The sequence below is a fragment of the Variovorax sp. V213 genome, from assembly GCF_041154455.1.
Lineage (GTDB): Bacteria > Pseudomonadota > Gammaproteobacteria > Burkholderiales > Burkholderiaceae_C > Variovorax.
This window is the reverse complement of sequence record NZ_AP028664.1, coordinates 1,450,153-1,459,626: the sequence shown is the minus strand read 5'-3', so window position 1 is coordinate 1,459,626 and position 9,474 is coordinate 1,450,153. Positions and strand designations below refer to the sequence as shown.

Annotated in this window: 11 protein-coding genes; 5 read left to right on the top strand and 6 right to left on the bottom strand. The window is 67.9% G+C overall.

Annotated elements, in window-relative coordinates:
- Positions 1-71: 71 nt before the first annotated feature.
- Positions 72-959 carry a LytTR family DNA-binding domain-containing protein gene (locus ACAM55_RS07105; protein ID WP_369655333.1) on the bottom strand — a complete coding sequence of 296 codons (888 nt, stop codon included), beginning with the start codon at positions 957-959 and terminating at the stop codon, positions 72-74.
- Between the two features lie 159 nt (positions 960-1,118).
- Between ACAM55_RS07105 and ACAM55_RS07100 the strand changes: the two genes are divergently transcribed.
- Positions 1,119-2,369: an acyltransferase family protein gene (locus ACAM55_RS07100; protein ID WP_369655332.1), complete on the top strand. Its 1,251-nt coding sequence runs from the start codon at positions 1,119-1,121 to the stop codon at positions 2,367-2,369.
- On the opposite strand, the gene ACAM55_RS07095 is transcribed toward ACAM55_RS07100, so the two are convergent.
- Positions 2,305-2,724 carry a PaaI family thioesterase gene (locus ACAM55_RS07095; protein WP_369655331.1) on the bottom strand — a complete coding sequence of 140 codons (420 nt, stop codon included), beginning with the start codon at positions 2,722-2,724 and terminating at the stop codon, positions 2,305-2,307. The two genes, ACAM55_RS07100 and ACAM55_RS07095, sit on opposite strands and share 65 nt — an antisense overlap.
- 213 nt (positions 2,725-2,937) lie before the next feature.
- Between ACAM55_RS07095 and ACAM55_RS07090 the strand changes: the two genes are divergently transcribed.
- Positions 2,938-4,593, top strand: coding sequence for a DUF4139 domain-containing protein (locus ACAM55_RS07090; protein ID WP_369655330.1), 1,656 nt, complete (start codon positions 2,938-2,940; stop codon positions 4,591-4,593).
- A gap of 11 nt (positions 4,594-4,604) precedes the next feature.
- On the opposite strand, the gene ylqF is transcribed toward ACAM55_RS07090, so the two are convergent.
- Positions 4,605-5,576, bottom strand: coding sequence for a ribosome biogenesis GTPase YlqF (gene ylqF / locus ACAM55_RS07085; RefSeq protein ID WP_369655329.1), 972 nt, complete (start codon positions 5,574-5,576; stop codon positions 4,605-4,607).
- Positions 5,577-5,780: 204 nt separating this feature from the next.
- Between ylqF and bamE the strand changes: the two genes are divergently transcribed.
- The 3 genes from bamE (at position 5,781) to ACAM55_RS07070 (ending at position 7,426) form a co-directional block, all read left to right on the top strand.
- Positions 5,781-6,380 carry an outer membrane protein assembly factor BamE gene (gene bamE / locus ACAM55_RS07080; RefSeq protein WP_369655328.1) on the top strand — a complete coding sequence of 200 codons (600 nt, stop codon included), beginning with the start codon at positions 5,781-5,783 and terminating at the stop codon, positions 6,378-6,380.
- A 145-nt stretch (positions 6,381-6,525) separates the two neighbouring features.
- Positions 6,526-6,954, top strand: a complete 429-nt coding sequence (locus ACAM55_RS07075; RefSeq protein ID WP_369655327.1) for a CBS domain-containing protein — start codon at positions 6,526-6,528, stop codon at positions 6,952-6,954.
- A gap of 112 nt (positions 6,955-7,066) precedes the next feature.
- Positions 7,067-7,426, top strand: coding sequence for an HPF/RaiA family ribosome-associated protein (locus tag ACAM55_RS07070; RefSeq protein WP_369655326.1), 360 nt, complete (start codon positions 7,067-7,069; stop codon positions 7,424-7,426).
- On the opposite strand, the gene ACAM55_RS07065 is transcribed toward ACAM55_RS07070, so the two are convergent.
- Genes ACAM55_RS07065 through ACAM55_RS07055 form a run of 3 tightly spaced genes read right to left on the bottom strand, consistent with a single transcriptional unit; the run spans position 7,413 to position 9,434 of the window.
- Positions 7,413-8,525, bottom strand: a complete 1,113-nt coding sequence (locus ACAM55_RS07065; RefSeq protein WP_369656350.1) for an alpha/beta fold hydrolase — start codon at positions 8,523-8,525, stop codon at positions 7,413-7,415. The genes ACAM55_RS07070 and ACAM55_RS07065 overlap by 14 nt on opposite strands.
- A gap of 20 nt (positions 8,526-8,545) precedes the next feature.
- Complete coding sequence (locus ACAM55_RS07060) at positions 8,546-9,019, bottom strand: MerR family transcriptional regulator (protein WP_369655325.1); 474 nt, start codon at positions 9,017-9,019, stop codon at positions 8,546-8,548.
- On the bottom strand, positions 9,009-9,434 hold the full coding sequence (locus tag ACAM55_RS07055) for a nuclear transport factor 2 family protein (RefSeq protein WP_369655324.1): 426 nt from the start codon (positions 9,432-9,434) through the stop codon (positions 9,009-9,011). The genes ACAM55_RS07060 and ACAM55_RS07055 overlap by 11 nt, the downstream gene beginning before the upstream one ends.
- Positions 9,435-9,474: the final 40 nt, after the last annotated feature.

Below are 9,474 nucleotides of genomic sequence, written 5' to 3'. Positions count from 1 at the left end.
ACGAGCCATAAAGGGGCTTCCGGATCTGGGCCCGCACCGGAACAGGACACCCGGCGGCACGCTCGGTGCCGTCAGGTCGCCCCGGCGCGCAAAGCCTCGCGGTAGCGGCGGCTGCACGGCACCGTGGTGCCATCGTCCATGTGCAGCCGGGCATCGCCACCGTCGAGCGGCTCGATCTCCTTGATGCGGCCCAGGTTGACCGCGTGGCTGCGGTGCACGCGCACGAAATGGGCAGGGTCGAGCTGGGTCAGAAAGTCGGTGAGCGTCGCGCGCAGCAGGTAGTCGTGGCCGTTGACGTGCAGGCCGACGTAGTTGCCCTCGGCCTGGAGCCAGTCGATGTCGCCCGCGGCAATGAGAAATTCGCGCCGCAGCTTGCGCACCAGGAAGCGCTCCGGACGCGCGGGCGGCACGGGGTGTTCTGGTGCGGTGGGTTGGGCAGGCTCGGGCGGATCGAGCACGCGTGCCTCGCCCTGCAGCCGCAGCATGAAAACCCCGTAGACCCAGATGCCGAACACCATCGACAGGTAGGCACGCACGTCCTTCAGGTATTCGTAGCCCCAGCGCCCGGTCCAGCCCGCGTAGTCGTAGCGCTCCCCGAACGCGGCATAGACCATGGCCCGCAGCGCGAACATGGCCGCCACGTGCACCACGCTGAAGACGACGCTGGCCGCCAGGTGCCACGCCAGGTAGCGCAGCAGATGGGTACGCGCCAGCGGCGACAGCCGGCGCTGGATGGCCACCACGGCCGGCACCAGCGTCAGCAGCACGAGGTGACTCGACACTTCCCAGGTGACGATTTCCCAAGTGGCACGCGGCACCGCGCGGTCGCGCGCATCGACCAGCGCCACCATGGTGTTGAACACCGCCTGAAGCGCCATGAAGACGATCCAGAAGCCCACCTCAACGCGGCGGCGGATGGGCTCATAGCGCTCGTACAGGTTCTTTCGGGAATCTCCCATGCCCGGGATTCTCGCGATCCGCGCGCCCGGCGGGCAAATTTCGTCCCCGGAGGCCACCGCTCGTCACAAAAGGCCCGCGATCCGTCCCTTGGGCAGGCCGCGCGCGGCGCTTGGACGCAACCATCGGCCCTTCTTTGCCGCGTTTTCGAGGAGCGACCGATGAGCGCAACCCCTGCGACCCTGCCCACCCCATCCGACCGCCGCCACGACATCGACGCGCTGCGCGCGCTGGCCTTCCTGCTGGTCATCCTGTACCACGTGGCGATGTACTACGTGGCCGACTGGCCCTGGCACCTCAAGAGTCCGCACGCGGCCGAATGGCTGCAGTGGCCGATGCGCGTGCTCAACCTCTGGCGCATGGACCTGGTGTTCCTGGTCTCGGGCGTGTCGCTGGGCTTCCTGAGCCGCAACCAGGGCACCTGGGCGCTGCTGCGCAGCCGCGGCGTGCGGCTGATGCTGCCGCTGGCCTTCGGCATGGCGGTGATCGTTCCTTATCAGGCCTATGCGCAGGGCGTGGCCAGCGGGCTGGTCGCGCCGGGCTTCGGCGCGTTCCTGCTGCGCTATCTCTCGATGGGAGATCCGTGGCCGAAGGAGGCCTTTGCCGGCGCGGAGTTCGGCATCACCTGGAACCACCTCTGGTACCTGCCCTATCTGTTCGCCTACACGGCCATCATCGCGCTGACGCTGCCGCTGTGGAAATCGCCGGCCGGCCAGTGGATGCGCCGCCGCTTCAACGGGCTGCGCGGCTGGAAGCTGCTGTTGCTGCCGGCGCTTCCGCTGCTGGTCTGGACGATGCTGCTGGCCCGGCACTTTCCGCCCACGCACAACCTGATCCGCGACTTTCACCTGCACAGCATCTACTTCACCGTGTTTCTGTACGGCTACTGGATAGGCGTGGACACGGGCGTGTGGCGCGAGCTGGAGCGCCTGCGGCGGGTTTCGCTGGCGCTGGCGGCGGCAACGATCGCCACATTCATCGTGCTGAGGCTCGGCGCCAAGGGGCCGCCCTCCGGCGCGCCGATGGACACCTTGCGCATGCTCTACCTGTGGCTGGCGGTCGCCTCGCTCCTCGGCTACGGCCATCGCCATCTGAACCGGCCCTGGCCGTGGCTGCGCTGGGCCAACGAATCGGTGTACCCGTGGTACGTGCTGCACCAGACGCTGATCATTGCCGGCGTTGCGCTGCTGGCGCCTTTTGCATTGGGCCCGGTGCTGGAGCCGGCCTTGCTGGCGGCGCTGACCATCGTGGGCTGCTGGGCGCTGACCGACGGGCTGATCCGGCGCTTCGACTGGCTGCGCCCGCTGTTCGGGCTCAAGCCCCGGCGCACGGGCCCCGAACCACGGGCTACTTCGCCGGAGGGAGCTCTTCCACCGGAACCAGGATGGCGCTCCCCGTCGCCACGAGCTTGAGGCTGTCGCCCTCGCCCTGGCCATAGAGCTCGGCGGTCGCAAACACCTGCTTGCGGCCGGCCTTCACCACCTTGCCGCGCGCGATGAAGGCGCGCCCCAGTGCGGGCGAGAGGCAGTTGACCGAGAAGTGCGAGGCCAGCACCCGCCCCGCCACCGTGGCGGCCGCGAAGCCGCAGGCGGTGTCGAGCATGGCGCCGATGAGACCCGCGTGCAGGAAACCGGCGTACTGACCCATGTCCTCCTCGCGCCATGCCATGCGCAATTCGGCTTCGCCGTCAGCGGCTCGGGTCACTTCGAAGCCGGCCCAGCGATTGAAGGCGGCGGTCTTGTTGATGGCCTGGATGGTGTCGAGCATGGCGGTCTGTCTTTCAGGAAAAAAGAAGAATGAAGCAAGCGTCGAACGCGGTGAAGCCACTCTACGAAGGGCCCCCGCCATGCGCCGTCGCGCCCGCGACGCGCAACACCCGGCCAGTTGCCTTGGCGACAGCGCACTTTTTTTGCGGAGGCTTAACCCCGGTCGGCGAGGCCCGCCGTATGAGTGGAGGAACGATCCACTACCGAGGCTCCGATGAACGCTATCCCTTCTTCCTCCCTCTTCTTCCGTGCCAGCTTGCGCGCCACCGCCATGGCCGCGGCCTGGCTGATGCTCGGCACCGGCGCCCATGCGCAGGCCGTGGCCCTCGCCGCCGGTGCGGACGCATCGCGCATCACCCAGGTCAAGGTCTATCCCGGCAGCGCGACGGTGGAGCGCGTGGCGCGCGTCGCGGCTGGCAGCCGATCCGTCACTTTCGCCTGCCTGCCCGCCGGGCTGGACGTGCAGAGCCTGCAGGTGTCGGCCGGGGCGTCGGTGCGGGTGGGAGAGACTTCGGTGCTCAGCGAGCCGCGCGAACTCTCGGCGCGCTGCGCAACCAGCACGCTCGACGGCCGCATTCGCGAATTCGAAGACCAGAAGGCAGCGCTGCAGGCCGAGAGCGACGCGCTCGGCATGGTGACGGGCTATCTCAAGGGCCTCTCGGGTGGCGGCGGCGAATCGGCCCAGGGCGCACGCGCGCCGTTGGACGCACGCAACCTTGCCGCGATGACCGAGGCCATGCGCCGCACCGGGCAGGACTCGCTGCTGAAGCAGCACCAGATCCAGCGCAGGCAGGCCGACATCGACCGCCAGCTCAACCCGCTGCTGGCCGAGCGCAAGCGCTCGCAAGGCAACGGCGCCCAGGTGATGGCCGTGACCGTCACGCTGGCCGCCAGCGCCGATGCCGAGGTGAAGCTGAGCTACCAGGTCAACGGCCCCGGCTGGACGCCCACGTATCGCGCGCTGCTCGACACCGCCACGCGCAAGGTTCGCATCGAACGCCAGGCCCTGGTGGCGCAGGCCACGGGCGAAGACTGGCGCGGCGTGAAGCTGGTGCTTTCCACCGGGCAGCCGCGCCGCGAAACCGCGGGCCGCACGCCCGGCGCATGGCGCATCGGCATCGAACCGCCGCAGCGTGCGCCGGCGAGCCCGGCCCCGGCCGCCATGATGGCGGCGCCGGCTCCGATGGCGTCCGCCGACAAGCGCGCAATGGCCGAGGCTGCGGAGCCGCTCTTCGACGTGAACGTGTTCGACAACAGCTTTGCCACCGAATTCGCGGTGCCCCAAAGCATCGACGTGCCGTCCAACGGCCAGCGCGTGACGCTGGCGCTGGGCCAGCACGAAGACACGGCAAAGCTCGCCGCACGCACCAGCCCGCGCGTGGACCCGAGCGCTTTCCTGGTCGCAGAACTCGCGCAGCCGGCGGGCGTGTGGCCGGCCGGTGCGCTGCAACTTTACCGCGACGGCAACTTCGTGGGCAGCGGGCGCTGGAGCGCGCCCAGCGACGCCAGGCTCACGCTCTCCTTCGGCCGCGACGAGCTGGTGCGCGTGCAGCCCGAACCCGAGCAAGACAGCCAGGGCACGGGCGGCTTCGTCGGCTCCCGCGCCGAGCGCAAGGTACAGCGTGCCTATGTGGTCGAGAACCGCCACCGCACGCCCATCGCGGTGCAGGTGCTGGAGGCCGCCCCGGTGTCGGTCGACGAGCAGGTGCGCGTGGCCGCGCAGTTCTCGCCCCAGCCCGGCGAACTGGCCTGGAACAAGCAGCCGGGCCTCGCGATGTGGAGCTTCGACCTCGACGCGGGCAAGACCGCGCGGGTGGCGGCCGACTACACCATCAGCTACCCGAAGGACGCGCGGCTGCAGATGCGCTGAGCGCCCGCGGTTCAGTGCGGCTCGGGCGCCTGGCCTTCGGCGGGCTCGGCGCCCGGTTTGCGCTTCTTGCCGCGCGCCGCTTTCTTTGCCTGCCGCTCGGCATCGATGCGCTGCCCCTCCGCGAGCCACTGCGCAAACTCCTCGGGCGTCTCGAGCGTGATGCGCCCGAGGTTGCCGGCACGAAACTCGTGCATCACGATCTCGGCTGCCTTCTGCAGGTTGACGCGGCCCTTGCCCAGCAGCGCACCGCGCTTGCGACCGATGGTGTCGAGCACGTCCTCGTCCTTCATCCCGGCGATGGTCGCTGCATCGAGCTCGACCAGCTTGAATCGCTCCGCGATGCCTGCCGCATAGTGCGTCTTGAGGTAGTTGAGCAGCTCGAGCGCCACTTCCTCTTCGTCGAAGGCATTGCGCCCCACCGCCCCGCTGGCCGCAAGGTTGTAGCCGCTCTTGGGCACCACGATGCGCGGCCACAGCATGCCGGGCGTGTCCCACAGGTAGAAGTCGTCGGCCAGGGTGATGCGCTGCTCCAGCTTGGTAATGCCGGCCTCGTCGCCGGTCTTGGCCTTGCGGCTGCCGGTCAGGGTGTTGATGAGGGTCGACTTGCCGACGTTGGGAATGCCGCAGATCAGCACGCGCATCGGCTTGGCCATGCCGCCGCGGTTGGGCGAGAGTTCATGGCAGGCGCGCACGATGGCCTGTGCGGGCGTGGTCTGGCTCGCGTCGAGCGGGATGGCGCGCGTGGCCGGCAGCGCGTTGTAGTGCGCGAGCCACAGCGCTGTACGCCCGGGGTCGGCCAGGTCTTGCTTGTTGAGCACCTTGAGCGAGGGCCGCCCCGCCGTGAGCTCGGCCAGCATCGGGTTGGCGCTGGAGCCCGGCAGCCGCGCGTCGAGCAGCTCGATGACCACGTCGATGTCCTTCACCCGTTCGGTGATGGCCTTCTGGGTCGTGTACATGTGCCCGGGGAACCACTGGATCGCCATCGATGGATGCTCTTTCTTTCGCTTTGTCTGGGAATCGGCCCGAAGGCGGGTGGGCATTGTGGACCCGGAATGTGCGTTAGATCACGCCCGCTATGCTTTCGATAGCCTCGAATGTCGATTCTGCCTGCGTCCGGGGTGCCTCGGCCTCTAGAATCCGCGCGCTGCAACCGCAGCCATCTTCACAATAAGTACCGAGGGAAATCCATGTTCAAGCGCCTTGCCGCTGCCGCCCTGCTGGCAGCCACCCTCCTTCCCGCGACCGTCGTCCATGCCCAGCGCCCCTCGCCGCCGCAAGGCCCGATGCTCAGCGGCTACCTGTGCTGCAACATGCGGACCTACGGCAACTCGATCAGCGACATCAACTACGACGAGCAAGGCACGAGCATCGTGGCCGTGGGCACGCCGGCGCGCATCACGGCCTACGACTTCCGCTGGTTCGACACCGATCTCGCGGGCAAGCCCCAGCGCATCAAGAACGACTACAGCCGCAACATCACGCTCGCCGACTTCGCGCGGCGCTACGTGGTGACCGAAGATCCAAAGCAGAAGATGGCCGCCTTCCCGCCCGCCGTCCGCGACGCCATCGTCGCCGGAAAGGTGGCGCCCGGCATGACACGCGAACAGGTGCTGATGGCCATCGGCTATCCGGTGGCCAGCGAGAACCCCAGCCTCGACGCACCCACCTGGCGCTACTGGCGCGACAGCTGGTCGGAGTACCAGGTGAATTTCGACGACAAGGGCCTGGTCAAGACCGTCGCGGGCAACCCCGTGGCGCTCAGCCGCGTGCTGGCACCCACACCTTAGTTCGCTCATTGCGCGCGACGCGCGCAATCCCCTAGAGGTTTTTGCATTGCGGGGGGCGGTTCCACCGATATCGCCTCTATCATTTGACCGAGTGCGGCGCATGGACGCGTCGGTCGAATCGAAACTTTTTGTTGGAGTTACCGCGATGAAACCCGTCTCCGAACTGCTCAAGCGCCACGATTCCGCGGCCTGGCGCACCTCGCCGGACACCAGCGTGTTCGATGCGCTGGCCACCCTGGCGCACTTCGAGGTGGGCGCACTGATGGTGATGGACGGCGACCGGCTGGTGGGCTTTCTTTCCGAGCGCGACTACACGCGCAAGGTGGCGCTGCAGGGCAAGAATTCCAAGGAAATGAAGGTCTCCGAGATCATGACGCCCGACGTGATGACCGTCACCCCGCAGACCCGCACGCGGGCCTGCATGGCGCTGATGAGCCAGCGCAAGTTCCGCCACCTGCCCGTGGTCGACGGCGACAAGGTGGTGGGCATGATCTCCATCCAGGACCTGATGGACGACATCATCAGCGAGCACGAGCAGACGATCAACCAGCTCACCAGTTACATCCAGAGCTGAAAAGCCGCGTCCCGGACCATCCCCGGCCCGAGGGTGGGGAACACGCCTACGCGCAGGGTCACCGTTTCGGGCGCACAGTAGGGGCTCGTTCATCCATCAGCAGGGACATGGCATGCAGATTCAGGTCAACACGAGCAACGGCATCAACAACAAGGACGCCCTGGAGCGCTGGGCCGATACCGAGATCAAGCAGCAGCTGGGCCGTTTCGTCGAGGACGTGACACGCGTCGAGGTGCATCTGAGCGACGAGAATCACGACAAGGCCGGCGGCGGCGACAAATGCTGCGTGATGGAAGCCCGCCTTGCCCACCACCAACCGCTTGCGGTCACGCAGCACGCCACCAGCCTCGACGAGGCCTTCCGCGGCGCGGCCGACAAACTCAAGCGCCTGCTCGACAACACCCTGGGCCGTCTCAACAACCACCGCGACCGCGAATCGATCCGCAAGGACGCGGGCTTTATCGCGGAGTAGCCAGAAAATCCAGCAGCAGGCGGCTCACTTCGGCGGGCTGCTCCTGCTGCACCCAGTGCCCCGCCCCCTCGACCCAGTGCGTGCCGCGCAGCCGCGTGCAGGCGGTCTCCCGCATGGCTTCGAAGTCGCCGGGCTTCTGGAACACGCCCCAGTCGCTGCGGCCCGCGATGAAGCACGCGGGCACGTCGATCGTGCGCCCCGACCACGCCTGCATTTCCGGAATGTAGCGCCCGCCGGTGCCGCAGCGATACCACTGCAACCCGCCCTGGAAGCCGGTTCGCGCGTATTCGGCGGTGTACACGGCCAGTTCCTCCTCGGGCAGCCATCGGCAGGCGGCGATCTGTTCGGCCGAGGGCATTTCGGCAGCCACCGTCTCGGCCATGGTCTGGTCGGCCCGCATCACGTAGTAGGTGGGCAGGCGAGCCAGCTCGGTGGCACTCATTGCGGCCAGCGCGAACGGCCGGTTCTGCGGCCAGTCGGCACTCTTGTGGTGGTAGTAGCCGCGCAGGAAGGCATGCAGTCCTTGCGGTGCGTGCCGCATGTCGGCATCGGCTTCGGGCCCCGAGTAGTACCACTGGTAGTGCTTGCGCGGCGGGTGCAGTGCGGCCAGGCCATCGAGCAGGTGCCGAGTGGCCTGCGCGAACACGGGTCCCGCCGCAGGGTTCGGCGGGCCGGGAAACGGCGCGCTCATCAATGCAACCGAGCGGAACACGTCCGGGCGGGTCAGCGCGCACCAAGCCGCCACCGGCGAGCCGAAGTCGTGGCCCACCACCGCGGCCGTCTGGTGGCCCAGCGCGGACACGAGCCCCGCTGCATCCCGTACGAGGTTGAGCAGGCGAAACTCGTCCAGCCCCGCTTCGAAGCCCTGCTGCCAGCCCGTGGTGCGGCCGTAGCCGCGCTGATCGGGCGCGACCACGTGAAAGCCCGCCTCGGCCAGCGGCAACATCACCTTGCGCCAGCTGTAGGCCAGCTCCGGAAAACCGTGCAGCAACAGCACGCAAGGGCGACCCGGCGCGTCGAAGCCGGCTTCGAGCACGTGCATGGACAGGCCGTTGCCGTTGTCGACCTGGCGCGAGCGGATGCCTGCGGGCAACGGCATGGGAGCGGGTTCGGTGCTGGTCATGGAGATTTCCGTGGGTTCGGCGGTTTGGGCGGTTTCGGCGCGACGGCCTGGTCGCGGGCTGCCTCGGCGGGAATCAGCGGCGGCCGGTGGCCGGTCTGCATCCACTCGTCGTAGAAGTCGATCTTGCGGTCGACCAGCGACAAGGCGCGTTTCCACTCGGCGATGGTTTCGGTCACGCGCGCACGGTGCGCCGCGAGCATGTCGCGGCGCTGATGCAGCGTGGCCTTGCCCTGCAATGCGAGCAGGGTGTATTCGCGCATCTCGGCAATCGACATGCCGGTCAGACGCAGCCGTTCCATCAGGCCGAGCCAGCCGACGTGCATCTCGCCATAGAGACGCCGGCCGCCCTCGTCACGCGAGACGCCGGGCACCAGGCCCTGCGTTTCGTACCAGCGAATGGCGTGCACGGTGCGGCCCGTGCGCATGGCGAGCTCGCCGATGTGAAAAGGGGTACCTTTGTCAGCCGGCATGGGCGGCCGCGGACGGCGCTTCGAGCGCCTCCTGCACCAGTGCGGTATCGAAGTACTCGGTCAGCTCTTTCACCTTGCCTCCTTCGAGTCGATAGATGTAGCAATAGCGGTTGTTGTAGCGCTTGCCGGCCTTGGTGGGTACATCGCCGCTGAAGAGCACCACCACCCGGTCACCCTCGGCAATGATGCGCTCGGTATGGCTCACGTAGGGGCCCGCGAACTGTGCGAACAGCGGCTTGAGCAGCTCTTCGCGGATGGCGGCCTTGCCCGCGTAGGTGCGCGACCACGGCGTGCTGCCTTCCAGCGTCCAGCGGGCGTCGTCGGCCAGGCTGTCGATGAAGAACTGGCCGTTGCCCTTGTCCAGCTCGGCATGGATGCGCTGCACCAGCGCCTTGTTGTCTGTCGTCGTGTTCATGGCTGCTTGTCCTCGTGGAATGAATGAACCGGAAGCCCCG

What these genes read in the sequence shown, in the direction of transcription:
- ACAM55_RS07060 (WP_369655325.1), bottom strand. Translation starts at nt 9,019, where the DNA reads ATGCCGGCTGACAAAGGTACCCCTTTTCACATCGGCGAGCTCGCCATG.
- ACAM55_RS07055 (WP_369655324.1), bottom strand. Translation starts at nt 9,434, where the DNA reads ATGAACACGACGACAGACAACAAGGCGCTGGTGCAGCGCATCCATGCC.
- ACAM55_RS07065 (WP_369656350.1), bottom strand. Translation starts at nt 8,525, where the DNA reads ATGCCGTTGCCCGCAGGCATCCGCTCGCGCCAGGTCGACAACGGCAAC.
- ACAM55_RS07105 (WP_369655333.1), bottom strand. Translation starts at nt 959, where the DNA reads ATGGGAGATTCCCGAAAGAACCTGTACGAGCGCTATGAGCCCATCCGC.
- ylqF (WP_369655329.1), bottom strand. Translation starts at nt 5,576, where the DNA reads ATGGCGATCCAGTGGTTCCCCGGGCACATGTACACGACCCAGAAGGCC.
- bamE (WP_369655328.1), top strand. Translation starts at nt 5,781, where the DNA reads ATGTTCAAGCGCCTTGCCGCTGCCGCCCTGCTGGCAGCCACCCTCCTT.
- ACAM55_RS07075 (WP_369655327.1), top strand. Translation starts at nt 6,526, where the DNA reads ATGAAACCCGTCTCCGAACTGCTCAAGCGCCACGATTCCGCGGCCTGG.
- ACAM55_RS07090 (WP_369655330.1), top strand. Translation starts at nt 2,938, where the DNA reads ATGAACGCTATCCCTTCTTCCTCCCTCTTCTTCCGTGCCAGCTTGCGC.
- ACAM55_RS07095 (WP_369655331.1), bottom strand. Translation starts at nt 2,724, where the DNA reads ATGCTCGACACCATCCAGGCCATCAACAAGACCGCCGCCTTCAATCGC.
- ACAM55_RS07100 (WP_369655332.1), top strand. Translation starts at nt 1,119, where the DNA reads ATGAGCGCAACCCCTGCGACCCTGCCCACCCCATCCGACCGCCGCCAC.
- ACAM55_RS07070 (WP_369655326.1), top strand. Translation starts at nt 7,067, where the DNA reads ATGCAGATTCAGGTCAACACGAGCAACGGCATCAACAACAAGGACGCC.